General features: G+C 65.2%; 15 protein-coding genes. 4 read left to right on the top strand and 11 right to left on the bottom strand.

The window, feature by feature from the left end; all coding sequences use genetic code 11:
• The first annotated feature begins 150 nt into the window (after nucleotides 1-150).
• From argA to WBR68_RS03210, 3 genes are all read left to right on the top strand, one after another.
• Complete coding sequence (gene argA / locus WBR68_RS03200) at nucleotides 151-1509, top strand: amino-acid N-acetyltransferase (protein WP_050450411.1); 1359 nt, start codon at nucleotides 151-153, stop codon at nucleotides 1507-1509.
• Nucleotides 1510-1679: 170 nt separating this feature from the next.
• Nucleotides 1680-1952, top strand: coding sequence for an oxidative damage protection protein (locus WBR68_RS03205; protein ID WP_006218476.1), 273 nt, complete (start codon nucleotides 1680-1682; stop codon nucleotides 1950-1952).
• A 146-nt stretch (nucleotides 1953-2098) separates the two neighbouring features.
• Nucleotides 2099-4048 carry a phosphocholine-specific phospholipase C gene (locus tag WBR68_RS03210; protein WP_230693505.1) on the top strand — a complete coding sequence of 650 codons (1950 nt, stop codon included), beginning with the start codon at nucleotides 2099-2101 and terminating at the stop codon, nucleotides 4046-4048.
• 72 nt (nucleotides 4049-4120) lie between these two features.
• Here the strand turns inward: WBR68_RS03210 and phoU are convergent, their stop codons facing one another.
• The 5 genes from phoU to rmuC all read right to left on the bottom strand — a co-directional run bounded on the left by phoU (nucleotide 4121) and on the right by rmuC (nucleotide 10576).
• Complete coding sequence (gene phoU / locus WBR68_RS03215; protein ID WP_050450413.1) at nucleotides 4121-4843, bottom strand: phosphate signaling complex protein PhoU; 723 nt, start codon at nucleotides 4841-4843, stop codon at nucleotides 4121-4123.
• Between the two features lie 232 nt (nucleotides 4844-5075).
• Nucleotides 5076-5756, bottom strand: coding sequence for a ribose-5-phosphate isomerase RpiA (gene rpiA / locus WBR68_RS03220; RefSeq protein WP_127183939.1), 681 nt, complete (start codon nucleotides 5754-5756; stop codon nucleotides 5076-5078).
• 39 nt (nucleotides 5757-5795) lie between these two features.
• Nucleotides 5796-7472 carry an isovaleryl-CoA dehydrogenase gene (locus WBR68_RS03225; protein WP_230693506.1) on the bottom strand — a complete coding sequence of 559 codons (1677 nt, stop codon included), beginning with the start codon at nucleotides 7470-7472 and terminating at the stop codon, nucleotides 5796-5798.
• Between the two features lie 52 nt (nucleotides 7473-7524).
• Nucleotides 7525-9051, bottom strand: coding sequence for an amidase (locus WBR68_RS03230; RefSeq protein WP_050450416.1), 1527 nt, complete (start codon nucleotides 9049-9051; stop codon nucleotides 7525-7527).
• Nucleotides 9052-9148: 97 nt separating this feature from the next.
• Nucleotides 9149-10576 (bottom strand): DNA recombination protein RmuC, encoded by a 1428-nt coding sequence (gene rmuC / locus WBR68_RS03235; protein WP_370641178.1) that lies wholly within the window; start codon nucleotides 10574-10576, stop codon nucleotides 9149-9151.
• A 142-nt stretch (nucleotides 10577-10718) separates the two neighbouring features.
• On the opposite strand from rmuC, the gene WBR68_RS03240 reads away from it, so the two are divergent.
• On the top strand, nucleotides 10719-11420 hold the full coding sequence (locus WBR68_RS03240) for a PhoP regulatory network YrbL family protein (RefSeq protein ID WP_050450408.1): 702 nt from the start codon (nucleotides 10719-10721) through the stop codon (nucleotides 11418-11420).
• Here the strand turns inward: WBR68_RS03240 and WBR68_RS03245 are convergent.
• Genes WBR68_RS03245 through WBR68_RS03270 form a run of 6 tightly spaced genes read right to left on the bottom strand, consistent with a single transcriptional unit; the run spans nucleotide 11417 to nucleotide 16483 of the window.
• Entirely contained in the window at nucleotides 11417-12154 is a 738-nt protein-coding gene (locus WBR68_RS03245) for a DNA-3-methyladenine glycosylase (protein WP_230693508.1), read from the bottom strand. The genes WBR68_RS03240 and WBR68_RS03245 overlap by 4 nt on opposite strands.
• 15 nt (nucleotides 12155-12169) lie before the next feature.
• On the bottom strand, nucleotides 12170-12526 hold the full coding sequence (locus WBR68_RS03250) for a Spx/MgsR family RNA polymerase-binding regulatory protein (protein WP_230693509.1): 357 nt from the start codon (nucleotides 12524-12526) through the stop codon (nucleotides 12170-12172).
• Nucleotides 12523-13332 (bottom strand): ABC transporter permease subunit, encoded by an 810-nt coding sequence (locus WBR68_RS03255; protein WP_127183936.1) that lies wholly within the window; start codon nucleotides 13330-13332, stop codon nucleotides 12523-12525. The genes WBR68_RS03250 and WBR68_RS03255 overlap by 4 nt, the downstream gene beginning before the upstream one ends.
• The gene (locus WBR68_RS03260) at nucleotides 13329-14249 is read right to left on the bottom strand and encodes an ABC transporter permease subunit (RefSeq protein WP_050450404.1); all 921 of its coding nucleotides are present in this window, start codon (nucleotides 14247-14249) and stop codon (nucleotides 13329-13331) included. Before WBR68_RS03260 ends, WBR68_RS03255 begins: the two co-directional genes overlap by 4 nt.
• On the bottom strand, nucleotides 14246-15373 hold the full coding sequence (locus tag WBR68_RS03265; protein WP_050450403.1) for an ABC transporter ATP-binding protein: 1128 nt from the start codon (nucleotides 15371-15373) through the stop codon (nucleotides 14246-14248). Before WBR68_RS03265 ends, WBR68_RS03260 begins: the two co-directional genes overlap by 4 nt.
• 6 nt (nucleotides 15374-15379) lie before the next feature.
• Nucleotides 15380-16483 (bottom strand): polyamine ABC transporter substrate-binding protein, encoded by a 1104-nt coding sequence (locus tag WBR68_RS03270; RefSeq protein WP_050450402.1) that lies wholly within the window; start codon nucleotides 16481-16483, stop codon nucleotides 15380-15382.
• Between the last annotated feature and the right edge of the window lie 83 nt (nucleotides 16484-16566).

The following is a 16566-nucleotide window of genomic DNA, read 5'->3' on the forward strand; positions in this document are numbered from 1 at the left end:
CCTCTTGAAATCAGGCACGAAATTGGCGCTGATTTCCCGCCTGCACACCGGCCCGTCGGCCATATAATTTCGCCACGCCGTCATGCGACGGCGCTATGACGCGGCAAGATGCCGCGTTTTTACCGACTCTCAGGAATCCTTCCGCCCATCATGCCCGACCTGGAACCAGACACCGTCTCCGCCCTTGAAGCCCCGGAATTCGCAGCCGCGCAGTTCGTCCGATGGTTTCGCGACGTAGCGCCCTATGTGCATGCGTTCCGAGGCAAGACCTTCGTGGTGGCGTTCGGCGGCGAACTGGTGCAGGCCGGCGCGCTGAACACCCTGGTGCAGGACTTGTCGCTGCTGTCGTCGTTGGGCATCCGGCTGGTGCTGGTGCATGGCTCGCGTCCGCAGGTCAATGAGCAACTGCGCTTGAAGGGCTACACCCAGCAGTTCGACCGCGGCCTGGCGCCCACCGACGCCGCCGCGCTGGAATGCGCCAAGGAAGCCGCGGGCGAAATCCGCCTGGACATCGAAGCGGCGTTCAGCCAGGGCTTGCCCAACACGCCGATGTCTCACGCACACATCCGCGTGATTTCCGGCAACTTCGTCACGGCCCGCCCCACGGGGGTGCTGGAAGGCGTGGACTACAAGCACACCGGCCAGGTGCGCAAGATCGACGTCGAAGCGCTGAAATTCGCCATCGAGAAAGGGTCGTCGGTGGTGCTGCTGTCCCCGCTGGGCTTCTCGCCCACCGGCGACGCCTTCAATCTGGCCATGGAAGACCTGGCCACCAGCGTGGCCGTTGCGCTGCGCGCCGAAAAGCTGATTTTCCTGTCCAGCTCGCAAGGCGTGCTGAACGACGACGGCACGCTGGACACCGAACTGGCCCGCATTGATGCCGACGCGCTGCTGGCGGGCGGTGAACTGGATGAGGAAACCCACGCCTTCCTGCAATACGCCTCGCTGGCGGTCAAGCGCGGCGTGGCCCGCGCCCACCTGCTGCCCTTCGCGCTGGATGGCAGCGTGCTGCTGGAAATTTTCACCCACGATGGCGTGGGCACCATGGTGGTGGAAGACACGCTGGACGACCTGCGCGCCGCCACGATCGATGACGTGGGCGCCATCCTGAGCCTGATTGAACCGCTCGAGGCTGACGGCACGCTGGTGCCGCGCCCGCGCAGCGTGATCGAACGCGATGTTGAAAACTTCACGGTGCTGGAGCACGACGGCGTGATCTACGGCTGCGCCGCGCTGCACACCTTCGCCGACGAGCAGATGGCCGAAATGGCCTGCCTGATCGTCCACCCCGAATGGCAGGGTTCCGGCGAAGGCGAAATCCTGCTGCGCCACATGGAATCACGTGCCCGCGCCACCGGCGCCAAGCGACTGTTCGTGCTGACCACGCGCACGTCGCACTGGTTCATCAAGCGCGGCTTCGTACAAGGCGGCGTTACCGACCTGCCGCGCGAAAAGCAGAACAACTACAACCGGTCGCGCAACAGCCTGGTGTTCATCAAGAAGCTGTAAGGCGGGCCAACGTCGGGGCCTGGCCGCAGCGACGGCTGACCGCAGCATCGGCTGACCGCAGCGACGGCTGACCGCAGCGACGGCTGACCGCAGCACCTGAAGGGGCTTGGCGCCTGCCCTGCGCCAAGCCCGCTAAAATACTGCGTTATTCCTATTTTCGGCAGCGAACCATGTCCCGTATCGTCAACTGTGTGAAATTGAAGCGTGAAGCCGAAGGGCTGGACTTCCCCCCTTACCCCGGCGAGCTTGGCACCAAGATCTGGCAGAGCATTTCCAAGGAAGCCTGGGAAGAATGGAAAGCCATCCAGACGCGCCTGGTCAATGAAAACCGCTTGAACCTGGCCGATGCCCGGGCGCGCAAGTATCTGAAGGAACAGATGGAACGTTTCCTGTTCGAAGACGGCACCGTCGAAGCACACGGCTACGTTCCGCCTTCGGCCTGACCCGGCCACGCCGTCATTCAGGCGGCGCCCCACCACGAAGCCCCTCCTCGCGCGAGGGGCTTCGTATTTGCGGCGTCGGTGCGCCAGGGGCGGCGCGCCGTGCACTGCCCTTAAGATCGAAGTTTGCAGGCCGTATTAATGCTGTCATGAAAGAAGAATCGCGCTTGTCTCTCCCCGCCGATCCGCCGCCGTCCATCCAGCGCGCCATGGCGATCCCGCCTGACCGCCAGACGGGCACGATCCACGACGTGCGGCACGTTGTCATCCTGATGCAGGAAAACCGGTCATTCGACCACTATTTCGGCACGATGCCCGGCGTGCGCGGTTTTGCCGATCCGCATCTTGTGCCCACCCTGGCCGGCAACGTACTGACGCAAACGGACGGCGCCGAACAATGCCGTCCCTATGCGCTGCAAGCCGAACTGGCCAGCGACACACCGGCTGGCATCATCACCCCGCACACCTGGGTGGATGCGCAACTCGCCTGGAACGACGGGCGCATGGACCGGTGGCTGCCCGCCAAGGGTCGCCTGGGGCTGGGCGCCTACACCTGTGCCGACGTGCCCTTCCAGGCCGCCCTGGCCAACGCGTTCACCGTGTGCGACGCCTATCACTGTGCCTTGCACGCCGGCACCAATCCGAACCGCCTGTTCCTGTGGTCCGGCACCAACGACCCCACCGGAGTGGCGGGCGGGCCGGCGCTGGTGAATCACTATGACAGGCTCGGCCCGGCCAACGAGGGCTACGCCTGGACCACCTATCCCGAACGCCTGCAGCACGCCGGCGTGGACTGGCGCATCTACCAGGACATGGCCGACAACTTTCACGACAACCCGCTGGCCGGCTTTCGTCAGTACCGGGCGGCGCACGCCAGCACCGCCGAATCCGCCCCCTTGCGCGACCGTGGGCTATCCACCCATACGCTGGACGATCTGGCACGCGACGTTGCCACGGACCAGCTACCGGCGGTGTCATGGATCATTGCCCCCACTGCCGACTCGGAACACCCCGAAGTCTCGTCACCGCGCCAAGGCGGCGCCTACACCGAGCGCGTGCTGGATATTCTGACCAGCAACCCCGAATCCTGGAGCCGCTGCGTCTTTCTTGTGACCTATGACGAGAACGACTGCTTCTTTGACCACGCGCCTCCGCCCGCCCCGCCCGCGCGCCACGCCGATGGCCATTCGGGCGGGCTGTCAACCGTTGAGCTGGATGGCGAATACCACGACGCCCGGCTCGGCCCCAGCGCCGCGCATGAAGACCCCGCCCATTTGCACGGCCGCGCCTTCGGGCTGGGGCCGCGCGTGCCGATGTTGGTGGTATCGCCCTGGAGTCGGGGGGGCTGGGTCAATTCGCAGGTGTTCGACCACACCTCGGTGATCCGTTTCCTCGAGGCCCGCTTCGGCGTGGCCGAACCGAACATCAGCGCATGGCGGCGCGCGGTGGCGGGCGACCTGACGTCTGCTTTCGATTTCAGCGGCGATCGCGGCCCGCATCATCCCGACAGCAACCGCCACGCCTGCGCGCTGCCCTACGCGCTGGAGGCCGTGGGCCGCATGTCGGCCGACGGCGAACACTACCGGCTGACGCTGCGCAACCCGGGCAGCGCCGCCGCCGTGCTGCACGTATATGACCGCCACGACCTGGCGCGCGCGCCCCGGCGCTACACCATCGGCCCCGGCGCGCGGCTGGACGATGGCTGGCGTCTGAGCCAGGGTGGCGCCTATGACCTGTGGCTGCTCGGCCCGGACGGCTTTCATCGTCACTTCCGCGGCGATACGCAGGACGGCGGCACGCTGGAGGCGCAACTGGTCCCCGTCACGTCGGGGTTGCGCGTGCGGCTCATCAACCACAGCGATACGCCGCAACCGGTGAAGCTGGAATCCCACATGGGCGACAACTGGCGCGCCATGGCGCATGTGCCCGCCGGCGGCGCGATGGAGCTCAAGTACACGGGTTGCGAAGGCTGGTACGACCTGAACGTCAGTGCGCCCGGCCTGCCGGCCTTCGGCCGCCGGCTTGCCGGGCGCATCGACGCTGGCAAACCCGGCGTGCCGGATCCCCGGCTATGCCAAGGCGCGGTGCTGCCGCTGTAGCGCCGCCCTAAGCAAAAGCCCCGACGCGGCAAGCGTGTCGGGGCTTTTTGTTGGCCAACAAACCCGGCAAGATCAGGCTTCGTCTTCCGACTCTTCCTCGCCGCGCGCCAGGCGCTCGGTGTTCTTCACGCCGGTGTGGCGCACGTCGGCGCCCTTGACCATGTAAATGACACGTTCGGACATGTTCTTGGCATGATCGCCAATACGTTCCAGCGCGCGCGCGATGAAGATCATGTCGATGGCGCGCGAGATGGTGCGCGGGTCTTCGATCATGTAGGTGATCAGGTGGCGCAGCGCGCCCTTCCATTCCTTGTCCACTTCCTTGTCGCTGCGCACCACGGCGGCGGCCTGGATGGGGTCAAGGCGGGCGAAGGCGTCCAGCGACTGATGCAGCATGGTGCGCACATTGGCGGCCATGTGGCGCAGTTCGATCACCGGGATGTGGCGCATTTCGGCTTCATGGATGCGGCGAGCCACGGTGGCGATTTTTTCGGCCTCGTCGCCGGAACGCTCCATGTCGGTCAGCATCTTCGACACGGCCATCAGCATGCGCAAATCAATGGCGGTGGGCTGGTGGCGAGCCAGGATGCGGCTGATGCTCTCGTCGATTTCGACTTCGTGGCGGTTGACTTCCTTTTCCCGCTCGCGGACTTTCTCCACCAGCGACAGGTCGCCCGTGGCCAGCGCGTCGATCGCTTCCTGGATCATGGCTTCCACCAAGCCGCCCATTTGCAAGAATTGCGAACGGACGCTTTCCAGGTCGGCGTCGAACTGCTTGTTTGTATGCTCCGTCATCCGGGCTCCCTGCGTGGTTGGTCTCATTGCATTGCCCCGAAAGAAGAGAATTACAAGATGGGCCTGCACAACCGGCAAGGTTATGACCCAAGTGTGACAGGATTATGAATCGGCGCCCCGCCGCGAGCAAGGCGGGGCGTTGGAGCAACAAACGAGCAACACGCGGACAGCACTCAGGCGGCGCCCGGGCCACACTCTGGCCACCCCGGGCTGCGCGACGCATCGCGCGGGCTTATGCCGCGCGGTCCAGCCGACGGATGCCGTTTTGCGTGGCCAGCAGCGCCACATCGGCGCCGGCCAGCGCGAACAGGCCGCAGGTGACGACGCCGGGCAGGTTGTTGACCTGCGCTTCGAACGCGTGCGCGTCCGAGATCGCCAGGCCCGACACATCCAGGATGATGTTGCCGTTGTCGGTCACGAAGCCCTCGCGCAGACGCGGTTGGCCGCCCAGCGCCGCCAAGGCGCGCGCCACGGATTCGCGCGCCATGGGAATCACTTCCAGCGGCAGCGGGAACTTGCCCAGCGTTTGGACCAGCTTGGATTCATCGGCAATGCAGATAAAGCGTTCGGCCACCGAGGCCACGATTTTTTCGCGCGTCAGCGCGCCGCCGCCGCCCTTGATCATGGACAGGTTCGCGTCGATCTCGTCGGCGCCGTCCACGTAGATCGGCATGGTCGACACATCGTTCAGGTCCAGCACCTTCAGGCCGTGGCCGGCCAAGCGGGCCGCGCTGCGCTCCGAACTGGCGACGGTGCCGCCGATGCGACCCTTGAAACGCGCCAGGCCATCGATGAACAAATCGGCCGTGGAGCCCGTGCCCACCCCGATGATGACGTCCGGGCCGGCGACCTGTTCAACGAATTCCAGGGCGGCGTCGGCGGCTTGTTGCTTGAGTTCTTGCTGGGAGAGCATGGCGGGAAGAATGCGGAAAGGTTGGTCAAGCCGGGAAATTTAGCATGCGGCGGCAGACGGCCAGGCACGCGCCAGGATCGCCCCGGACTCCGCGCCTGCCGCAAGCTCGCCAAAAACGCCGCCATCGGCGTGCAGGCGGCTGGCCACAAAGGCTTGCGCCACAGCGGCAGGCGCATGCTGGATCAGCAAGGCGGCCTGCCACAGCCGCGCCAGGCCGCAGGCGATGCGACGTGCCTGGAATTCGGCTTGGGGGCGATCGGCCAGCAGCGCGCGCCAAGCCGCCAGCGCCGTGTCATACGCCTGATACTGGCCCGCCGCGTGCGCGAATTCCTGTTCCAGCGCGGGCAAGGCGTCGGGTTCGCGTTGCAAGGCGCGCAGCACGTCCAGCGCCATCACGTTGCCCGACCCTTCCCATATGGAATTGACCGGTGTTTCTCGGTAGAGGCGCGGCATCGGCCCTTCTTCCACATAGCCGTTACCGCCCCAGACCTCCATGCACTCCGCGACGGCATGGATGGCGCGCTTGCAGATCCAGAGCTTGGCGGCGGGCGTGCCCACGCGCACCAGCGCACGGGCCTGGGCGTCTGCACGGGTCGCAGCACACGCATCGACCGCGCGCGCCAGCCGCAGCGCCAGCACCATCGCCGCTTCGCTTTCCAACGCCAGGTCTGCCAGCACGTTGCGCATCAGCGGCTGCGCGATCAATGGCTTGCCGAAGGCGTGGCGATGCTGCGCGTGATGCAGGGACTGCACCAGCGCCTGACGCAGCAGCGCGGCGCTGCCCAGCACGCAGTCCAGCCGCGTGGTGGCCGCCATTTCCAGCAGCACGGCCAGCCCGCGCCCCGGTTCGCCCACCATCACGCCCCAGGCGTCCTCGAATTCGACTTCGGCGCTGGCGTTGCTGCGGTTGCCCAGCTTGTCTTTCAAGCGGCGCACGCGAATGGCGTTGCGCGGGCCGTCGGGAATCCAGCGCGGCACGAACAAGCAGCTAAGGCCCTCGTCCGTGTGCGCCAACACCAGATGCGCGTCCGCCTGCGGCACCGAGAAGAACCATTTATGTCCCACCAACTGATAGGCGTTGCCGCGGCCCGCCGCGCCCAAGGGCACCGCGCGGGTATTGACGGCGCGCAGGTCGGAGCCGCCCTGCTTTTCGGTCAGCCCCATGCCTACCAGCGCGCTGCGCTTGGCGGCCAGGGGCGCGTCGGCGCCATCGAATTCGCGCGAATACAGGGCGGGCAACCATTGTCCGGCGAAGTCCACGGCGCCGGACGGTTCGCGCTGCAACAGCGGCACGGCGGCAAACGTCATCGTGGTGGGGCACAGCGTGCCGGCCTCGACCTGCCCCTGCATCAAATAGGAGGCGGCGCGCGCCACTTGTGCGCCAGGCACCGCTTGCGCCCACGCGCGGCTGTGCAGCCCGCGCGCCATGATGCCGGTCATCAGCAAATTCCAGGCCGGGTGGAATTCCACGTGGTCGATGCGGTGCCCCGAGGGGTCATAGCTCATCAACCGGGGCGGACAGCGGTTGGCTTCGGCGCCGGCGGCGAGCGTTTGCGCGCGGCCCAGCCAGGCGCCGTGCGCGGCCAGGTCGCCTTCCCAGGCCTGCGCGCCCTCGCGCTGCACCGCCTCGCGCAAGGCGGGGTCGGTGTCGTACAGCGAATAGTCTTCCAGCGGAGGCACCTGGTTTTGCACGGTGTGCGTGACAAACGACGACATGGCTGCTCCTGGTAAGGCCGGCTCGCGGTAAAGCCCGCTTCTTTAAAGCCGGCTATCTGGCCATGGGCGCCACCAAAGCCCAGGGCCGCAAGGCCTCGACCTGCGCCGCCAGTTCCAGCAGCAGCGCTTCACTGCCCAAGGGCCCCATGACCTGGATGCCGATCGGCAGCCCATCGGACGACATGCCGAAGGGGATGGAGATGGCCGGCATGCCGGTCAGGTTGGCCAGGGGGGCAAAGGGCGAATAGCCGATCACGCCCTTCTTGCCCAGACGGTAGGCCAGGTAATCGGCGTTGTCCATGGCGTAACGCCCCAGCGGCGCGGGCGGTTGCGCCAGCACGGGGCTAAGGAAAAGATCATGGCCGTGGGCGCCATCGCGGTGCAGGAAGCGGCCGATGCGCCGAGTGATTTCGTGGCAGGTGTCCACGCAGGCTACATATTGCGCACCGGATATTGCCCGTGCGTATTCGCGCGCGCCCAGCGTGGTGGGCTGCAACTCGTCAGCAGCCAGGCGGCGGCCACGCGCGGCGACGAAGCTGTCGATGGCATTGGCGGCGGCGCTGGCGATCAGCGGCAGCATGGGCGACAGTACTTCCTCGGACCCCACGGGCGGCAGGGCCGGCACCATTTCATGGCCGAGCGATGCGAAAAGGCGCGCCGCCTCATCCACGGTGGCGGCCACTTCGGGGTGAATTGCCCCGCCTTCATAGGTGGTGTTGATGAAGGCAATGCGGCGTCGCGGCGCGCCATGCGGGTCGGCCGCTACGCGCGCCACCACTTCCCGGTACGACTCGGGTTGAGCCGGCGCCGCGTAGGGCGCGCCCACATCCGCCCCCGCGCTGATGTCCAGCGACGCGGCGCAGTCGCGCACCGACAGCGTCATCATGTGTTCGGTGGCCAGTCCGCCCCACCCTTCGCCCTTCAACGGCCCCAGCGGCATCAGCCCGCGTGACGGCTTCAGCCCCAGCACCCCGCAGCACGACGACGGGATGCGGATGGACCCGCCCCCGTCGCTGCCGTGCGCGATACGCACCATGCCGCTGGCCAGGGCCGCGCCCGCGCCACCGCTGGACCCGCCCGCGCTGTGGCCGGCCTTCCAGGGGTTTTGGGTAGGCGGCCCGTAGGCGGGCGATTCCGTGGTGGGGCTCAGGCCAAGTTCGGCGCTGGTGGTGCGGCCGAAGGGAATCAGCCCAGCGCGGCGGTAGCGTTTGACGATTTCGGCATCCACATCCCATTCAACATGCCCGTACAACACCGAGCCCATGGCGCTGGGCAGGCCCAAGGCCGCCGTACCCAGGTCTTTCAGCAAGGTGGGCACGCCCAGGAAGGGCCGGGTGTCCAGTTGCGCCAGCCGTTGTTCGGGCGACAGCGCCGCCAGTTCCTCGTCCAGCGCCTGAGCCAGCCGCAGCCCGGCGTCGGCCTGTATGCCGCAAGCCGCGTTGATGGCGGGATTGCGCGCCGCCACCCGGTCCACCGCCTGCTGCATCGCGGCAAGCGCGGTGGTGACGCCCTGGGCGATATCGGCGCCCAGCGCCGTCGCGTCGAGGGGTGAGGAATCATGGCGGTCAGCGGTGCTCATGCTTACGATGCTCCAGGGTTCGACGGCGAAATGCCGCACATGCCAGGATATCGACAGTCCGCGCGGGCAACAAGCCGGCACGTCAGGCCGGGCCGCGTCAGGCCGAGCCGGTAGACGCCGTGTTGGGCGGCGTAGCCAGGGGTTGCGTGGCGGCGGCGTCATCGTCAGCGCCGTTGGCCTCATCCACATCGCCGGCTGCGTCGGCATCGCCCAATAGCCTTAAGGCTTCCGCGTCGGGCAGGGCTTCCACATTCTTCAGGTTTTTCAGCATGGCGCGGGTCCGGACCTCGGTCTGACCGATCTTGTTACTGGCCGTGTCCAGCGACTTCTTGACGCTGGCCAGCGCATCGCCGAACTTGCCGAATTCGGTTTTGACGGCCCGCAGCACCTGCCACACTTCCGACGAACGCTGCTCGATCGCCAAGGTGCGAAAGCCCATCTGCAAGCTGTTCAGCAAGGCCGCCAGATTGCTGGGGCCGGCCACGTTGATGCGCAAATCGTGCAGCTTGTCCAGCAAACCCGGACGCCGCAGCACTTCGGCGTACAGGCTTTCGGTGGGCAGGAACATGATGGCGAAGTCGGTCGTGTGCGGTGGCGACACATATTTGCTGGCGATCAGCCGCGCCTGCACCTCAACCGCGCGGCCCAGCGCGGCGCCGGCGGTTTTCACGCCGTCCACGTCGGCGGCGTCCTGGGCGTCCATCAGCCGTTCGTATTCTTCCTTGGGGAATTTGGCGTCAATCGGCAGCCAGACCGGCGCGCCGCCGTCTGCCCGCCCCGGCAACCGGATGGCGAACTCGACCACCGCATCGCTGCCCGGCACGGGCTTGATGTTGCTGGCGTACTGGTCGGGCGTCATGTTGTCTTCAATCAGGCGGGCCAACTGCACCTCGCCCCAGGTGCCGCGCGACTTCACGTTGGTCAACACGCGCTTCAGGTCGCCCACGCCCGCCGCCAGCGCCTGCATCTCGCCCAGGCCCTTGTGCACGGCCTCCAGGCGGTCCGACACCAGCTTGAACGATTCGCCCAGGCGCTGTTCCAGCGTGGCATGAAGTTTTTCATCCACGGTGCGGCGCATGTCATCCAGCTTGGCGCTGTTATCCGCCTGCAATGCTTGCAGGCGCTGGTCCACGGTGGTGCGCACTTCCATCAAGCGACGCTCGTTGATCTGGATCAGGCCCTGCAATTGCTCGCCAAAGCCGGCCGCGAAGCGGGCCAGCGACTCGGCCGATTCGGCGCGCGCGGCCTGGGCATCGCGCGCCAGGCCGGTACGCAAGTCGCCATGCGACTGCGCGAGTTCGACCCGCAGCGCGCGCGTGGACTCCGAAAATTCGCTGCGCAGGCCGCGTTGCCCTTCAGCGATATCGGCGCGCAATGCACGCTCGGTGCGTTCCAGGCCTTCCAGCAGCGCGTCCAACCGTGCATCCAGCCCCGCATCCTTGGCGGGACGCAAACAGGCCAGTACGGCCGCCAAACACGCCAGAACCGCGCCGCCCGCGGCAACCCAAAGCAGAATGTCGTTCAAAGGTGGCATCTCCAAAGCCGGAATTGTAGGGCGCATCAGTGCCACGTTGTAAGCAAACGACATCCCTTGATGCATGCGGAGCCGTCGCGCCCGCGCAACGGGATTAAACTGCCCGAACTTTGAACACAACGTTCGACCCAACTTGAATTCCGCTGATCTTTCGTCCTATCGATCCAGCCTGTCTTTCCAATCAGTGTTCGGTCCGCTGGACCTGGACGGCGCATCCCCGCTTGCGACCGGCGGCGACCGCCACATCTTCCAGCATCCGCACGTGCCCGCCTTGCTCGTCAAGGTCATGGACATGCAGGCGCGCGCCATCTACCTGGAGGCGCGGCCGTTCAAGCGTTGGTACAAGCAGTACCAGCGTGAAAGCGCCTACCGCGTCTATCTGAACGAGATATCGGAATACGTCACCACCACTACCCGCCCCTCTGGCGTGTGGCAGGTGCCCATGGCGCGCATCCTGGGCGTGGCGCAGACCTCGCTGGGCCTGGGGCTGGTGGTGGAAAAGATCACCGACGCCGACGGCAACATCGCGCCCACCGTGGCCGACCTGGCCGCGCAGGGCAAGGTGGACGCGCAGTTCTTCGAGCAGTTGGACGAATTCTTCAAGGACCTGGCCGACGCGCATGTCGTGCTGCACGACATCTCCGCCAGCAATATCGCCTGCGGCCTGAACGCGGACGGCAAGCCGGGCATGTACCTGATCGACGGGTTCGGGGTCTTGCCGCTGATTCCGCTCTACGCCTGGAGCAAGCGCCTGAACCGCAAGCGCATTGCGCGTAAATACCAGGAAATGCGCCAGTCCCTGCAAGCACGCATCGACGCCGCCAAGGCAACCTAGCGCGTTGGAAGTTCGGGCGCCTCGGGCAGCACGACACCCTGGCGGTCCACCCACACGTAGTCATGACCAGCACGTTGCCCGCGCCGCAAGGGGTTGCGTGTGCAGAAGGCAGCGTAGGCCGGATCCACGAAACGGTAATGCAGATGCTCGTCGCGCCCGGGCGGTATACCCAGGCGCGTGGTGCAGACCAAGGCTTGCGGCGAGCCGCCCACGTCCTCCACATACAGCGCGCCGGGATCAAAGCGGCGCGCGTCCCACTGTGGCACCTTCAGCCCCAGCGCACGGCACAGCAGCGTCTGCCCCGCGCACAGGCGCGACGGCGGGCGCGGAAGGCCGCGCGCATCCGGGTTCAACCGCTGCATGCGGGCCAGCGCATCGGGGCCGGACAGCGCGTCAGTCCATGGATACCCGGACTTGATCAGCACGGCATTACCCGGCCCGGCGGCGCTGAAATTCAGCGAATCCCCGCCGCGCGCGTAATACATGTAGATGACGCCGCCGTCCATGAACAGCGCGCGGCGCTTGTGGGTGTAGCCCAGCGAGGCGTGGCTGCCCTTTTCTTCCAGGTAGTAGGCCTCGGTTTCGATGATGCGCACCGACAGCCACAGCCCGTCCACGCAATGGCGGATGACCTTGCCCAACAAGTCGCGCGCCAGGGTGCAGGCATCGCGGTCAAAAAAGGCATCGGGCAGCGCCTGGCCGACGCCGCGCGATGCCTGGATGGGGGACGCCATCGCCGCCAGGTGGCGTCAGGCGAAGCGTTCGCCGTAGCGCTTTTCGCTGAAGCCCACGGTGACTTCGCCATCCGGCGTCACGGTGACCGGACGGCGCACCAGGGCCGGGTATTCGGCAATCAGGTCGCTCCATTGCTTGTCGGTCGCGGCCGACTTGCGGTCTTCCGGCAGGTTGCGCCAGGTCATCGACGAACGGTTCACCAGCTTTTCCCAACCGCCGACTTGGTCGGACCACGATTTCAGCGTGGCCGCCTCAACCGGGTGATCACGGTAATCCACGAACACATGGTCGACGCCGTGTTCGGACAGCCAGTCGCGCGCCTTGACGCAGGTGCTGCACTTGGTCAGGCCATACAGGGTGGTTTGCTTCATTTGGATTCAGATTCCTTGCGCCATTGCAGGCGGTTGGCCAGGATCACGCACGTGCCTACGGCCAGGATGAACAAGGTGGCCAGCGCGTTGATCTCGGGTTTCAGCCCCAGGCGCACCCGCGAAAACACTTCCATCGGCAGCGTGCTGGAGCTGGGGCCGGACAGGAACGACGCCAGCACGACGTCGTCCAGCGACAGCGTGAACGACAGCAGCCAGGCCGAGGCCAGCGCCGGTGCGATCAGCGGCAGCGTGATCTTGAAGAACACGGTGATGGGGGTGGCGCCCAGGTCCAGCGCGGCCTCTTCCAGCGAGCGGTCCAGGTCGCGGATGCGGGTCTGGATGACGACGGCCACGAACGCCATGCACAGCGTCACATGCCCCACCCAGATGGTGAACACGCCGTTTTCAGCCGGCCAGCCCAGGCTGCCGCGCAGTTCCACAAACATCAGCAGCAAGGAAATGCCCAACACCACTTCCGGTATGACCAGCGGCGCGCTCAGCATGCCCACGTACAGCGAAAAGCCGCGAAAGCGTCCCATGCGGCCCAGCACGTAGCCAGCCCATGTGCCGATGATGACGGCCGCCGTGGCCGTCAGCGCCGCGATGCGAAACGACAGCCACGCGGCCCGCAACAGCGCGTCGTCATTGACCAGCGCGTGATACCAGCGAAACGAGAAGCCCGTCCACGACGTGACGGTGGGCGACGCGTTGAACGAAAACACCATCAGGCTGATGATGGGTACGTACAGGAAGAAATAGCCCAGCCCCAGCACCACGGCGCGCAATGTCTTGTTGGGACCTTTCATTTGCGGCCTCCGCCGGCTTGTTCCTGCTGCTTGACCTGGTTGTACTGGAAGTAAACCAGGGGCACGAGCAACAACAGCACCATCACGCACGTCACCGCGGACGCCATGGGCCAGTCGGCGTTATTGAAGAACTCGTTCCACATGACGCGACCCATCATCAGCGTGTTGGCGCCGCCCAGCATTTCGGGGATGACGTATTCGCCCACGGCCGGAATGAACACCAGCATGGCGCCCGCGATCACGCCCTGGCGCGACAGCGGCACGGTGATCTGCCAGAACGCCTGCCAGGGCTTGGCGCCCAGGTCGTAGGCAGCTTCCAGCAGGCGCAGGTCCATCTTCACCAGCGTGGCATACAGCGGCAGGATGAAGAACGGCAGGTACGCATAGACCATGCCGATGTAGACGGCCACGTCGGTGCGATAGATTTCCAGCGGGCTGGAAATGATGCCCAGGCTTTGCAGCAAATTGTTCAACAGGCCGTCGTTGCGCAGGATGCCCACCCAGGCATACACGCGTAGCAACAGCGACGTCCAGAACGGCAAAATCACGCCCAGCAGCAGCAGGTTGCGCACCCGCGGCGAAGAGCGCGCGATGTAGTACGCGATGGGATAACCGATCAACACGCAGATCAGCGTGGTGATGCCGGCAATCTTCACTGAACTGAGGTAGGTCTTGAAGTACAGGCTGTCGGTGAACAGCAGGATGTAGCCGCGCAGATGCAGGCTGAACTGCACAGCTTCGTCCTGGAATTGCGCCAGCGGCGTATACGGCGGAATGCCGAACTCCACTTCGGCAAAGCTGATCTTCAATACCAGCAGGAAGGGCAGCAGCAGGAACAGCACCAGCCAGGCAAACGGCGGCACCACCGCCAGCGCCCGGCCGGAAGGCAACCAGTCGCGGGGCGAAAAGCGGATCATGACGCCAGCACCGTCGCGCTATCGGCGTCCCAGCTGACGAAGATTTCTTCGTCGATGCCCGGCGCATCCATCTGGGCCAGCAAGAGGCTGGGCACGCTGGCCTCGACCGCCTTGCCGGAATCCAGGCGGATCTGATACAGCGCGTAGCTGCCCATCCAGGCCATGTGGCTGACCATGCCGTGGGCCCAGTTGTATTCGCCTTCGGGTTGGTCGCGCGAGACCACCAAGCGCTCGGGCCGGATCGATACGTGCACTTCCATGCCCAAGGGTTCGCTCACGCCATGGTTCACGAAGAGCGGCCGCGTCAGCTCGGCGCATTCGATGGCGACGTGATCGGGCTCGTCCACCACGATGGTGCCGGTGAACATATTGGTCGACCCGATGAAGCTGGCCACGAAGCGCGAATTCGGAAAGGCATAGACGTCTTGCGGCGTGCCGCACTGGACGATCTGGCCTTCGGTCATGACGGCCAGGCGGTGCGCCATGGTCATGGCCTCTTCCTGATCGTGCGTCACCATGATGCAGGTCACGCCGACCTGTTCAAGAATCTTCACCAGTTCAATCTGCGTCTTCTGGCGAATCTGCTTGTCCAGCGCGGACATGGGTTCGTCCAGCAACAGCAGTTTGGGCCGCTTGACCAGGCTGCGCGCCAGCGCCACGCGCTGTTGCTGGCCGCCCGACAGTTGGTTGGGCTTGCGGCGCGAATAGCCGGCCATCTGGACCAAGTCCAGCGCTTCGAACACGCGGTCGTGGATTTCGGCGCGGTCCACGCCTTCCTGCTTCAGGCCGAACGCCACATTGGCCTCAACCGTCATGTGCGGGAACAAAGCGTAGGACTGGAACATCATGTTCACGGGCCGACGGTACGGCGGCACGGCGGTGATGTCCTCACCGTCCAGCAGGATCTGCCCGGACGTCGCGTCCTCGAAACCCGCCAGCATGCGCAGCAAGGTGGATTTGCCGCTGCCGGAGCTTCCCAGCAGCGCAAAGATCTCGTTGCGCTTGACGGACAGGTTGACGGAACGCACGGCGACCACATCGCCAAAGATCTTGACCACATCGGACACCCGGACGAATTCGTCCGGGTCGGCCGTATGCGGCGCCGAGTAACGGCTATCGCTCATGATGACTTATCTTCCAGACTTCAGCTCGGACCACATCCGGTTTTGCAGGCGTTGAATGTTCAAGGGCAGCGCCTTGATCACATACAAGGTCTTGGAGACCTCGGCCGGCGGATAGATCATGGGGTTCTCGGCCACGTCCTTCACCACGTATTTCCGCGCCTCTTTGTTGGCGTTGGGATAGAACATGGTGTTGGTGATGGCGGCGTGCACCTGCGGCGTTTCAATGTAGTTGATGAACGCCAGGGCTTCTTCGGGATGCGGCGCATCCTTCGGAATGACCATCAGGTCGAACCATGCGGGCGCGCCGCCCTTCGGAATGAAGTAGTTCACTTCATACGACTTCTTGGCTTCTTGCGCGCGCTTGCGGGCAATCATCACGTCGCCCGAAAAACCGTAGACCATGCACAGGTCGCCCACGGCGAGCTCATCGATATAGCCCGACGAACTGAACTGGCGGATGTACGGGCGGATCTGCTTCAAGACATCCAGCGCGGCCTTGTAGTCGTCGGCGTTGGTGCTGTTGGGATCCTTGCCCAGGTACTTCAGCACGGCCGGGAACACCTGCGCGGCTTCGTCCAGCATCGAAATGCCGCACTCTTTCAGCTTGGCCGCATTCTCGGGCTTGAAGATCATGTCCCAGTTGGAGAGATCTACGTTGTCGCCCATGATCTGCTTGACCTTGGTGACGTTGTAGCCCAGGCCATTGGTGCCGTAGCCCCAGGGAATGGCGTGCTCGTTACCCGGGTCCACCGAGGCAACCAGCGCCATCAGTTCCGGGTCCAGGTACTTCCAGTTGGGAATCTTGGACTTGTCCAGCTTCTGGAACAGCCCGGCCTGGATCTGGCGCGAGGCGTAATGGGTGGACGGCACCACGACGTCGTATCCCGACTTGCCGGCCAGCAGCTTGGCCTGCAGCGTGTCGTTGCTGTCGTAGACGTCATAGCGGACCTTGATACCGGTTTCTTTTTCGAAACCCGGAATCGTGTCCGGCGCCGTGTACTCGGCCCAGTTGTAGACGTTGACGACCTTGTCCTGCGCGACTGCCGACGATGCCGATGCCGCGACCAACACCGCGCCAAGCGCCCAGCGCATTCCCGCCCTTAGTTCCATTACAAGCCCCCTTGCCGTATGTCGTGTATGTCAGGACCACCAAAAGGCGAAATGATAAAGCCTTTTAGCGATGGTCTGCCCAA

Origin of the sequence: Achromobacter sp. JD-1 (assembly GCF_038594925.1) — a bacterium.
Classification (GTDB): domain Bacteria; phylum Pseudomonadota; class Gammaproteobacteria; order Burkholderiales; family Burkholderiaceae_B; genus Achromobacter; species Achromobacter spanius_C.

Coding starts and splice junctions, on each gene's coding strand:
- argA (WP_050450411.1), top strand. CDS start 151: ATGCCCGACCTGGAACCAGACACCGTCTCCGCCCTTGAAGCCCCGGAA.
- WBR68_RS03205 (WP_006218476.1), top strand. CDS start 1,680: ATGTCCCGTATCGTCAACTGTGTGAAATTGAAGCGTGAAGCCGAAGGG.
- WBR68_RS03210 (WP_230693505.1), top strand. CDS start 2,099: ATGAAAGAAGAATCGCGCTTGTCTCTCCCCGCCGATCCGCCGCCGTCC.
- phoU (WP_050450413.1), bottom strand. CDS start 4,843: ATGACGGAGCATACAAACAAGCAGTTCGACGCCGACCTGGAAAGCGTC.
- rpiA (WP_127183939.1), bottom strand. CDS start 5,756: ATGCTCTCCCAGCAAGAACTCAAGCAACAAGCCGCCGACGCCGCCCTG.
- WBR68_RS03225 (WP_230693506.1), bottom strand. CDS start 7,472: ATGTCGTCGTTTGTCACGCACACCGTGCAAAACCAGGTGCCTCCGCTG.
- WBR68_RS03230 (WP_050450416.1), bottom strand. CDS start 9,051: ATGAGCACCGCTGACCGCCATGATTCCTCACCCCTCGACGCGACGGCG.
- WBR68_RS03245 (WP_230693508.1), bottom strand. CDS start 12,154: ATGGCGTCCCCCATCCAGGCATCGCGCGGCGTCGGCCAGGCGCTGCCC.
- WBR68_RS03250 (WP_230693509.1), bottom strand. CDS start 12,526: ATGAAGCAAACCACCCTGTATGGCCTGACCAAGTGCAGCACCTGCGTC.
- WBR68_RS03255 (WP_127183936.1), bottom strand. CDS start 13,332: ATGAAAGGTCCCAACAAGACATTGCGCGCCGTGGTGCTGGGGCTGGGC.
- WBR68_RS03260 (WP_050450404.1), bottom strand. CDS start 14,249: ATGATCCGCTTTTCGCCCCGCGACTGGTTGCCTTCCGGCCGGGCGCTG.
- WBR68_RS03265 (WP_050450403.1), bottom strand. CDS start 15,373: ATGAGCGATAGCCGTTACTCGGCGCCGCATACGGCCGACCCGGACGAA.
- WBR68_RS03270 (WP_050450402.1), bottom strand. CDS start 16,483: ATGGAACTAAGGGCGGGAATGCGCTGGGCGCTTGGCGCGGTGTTGGTC.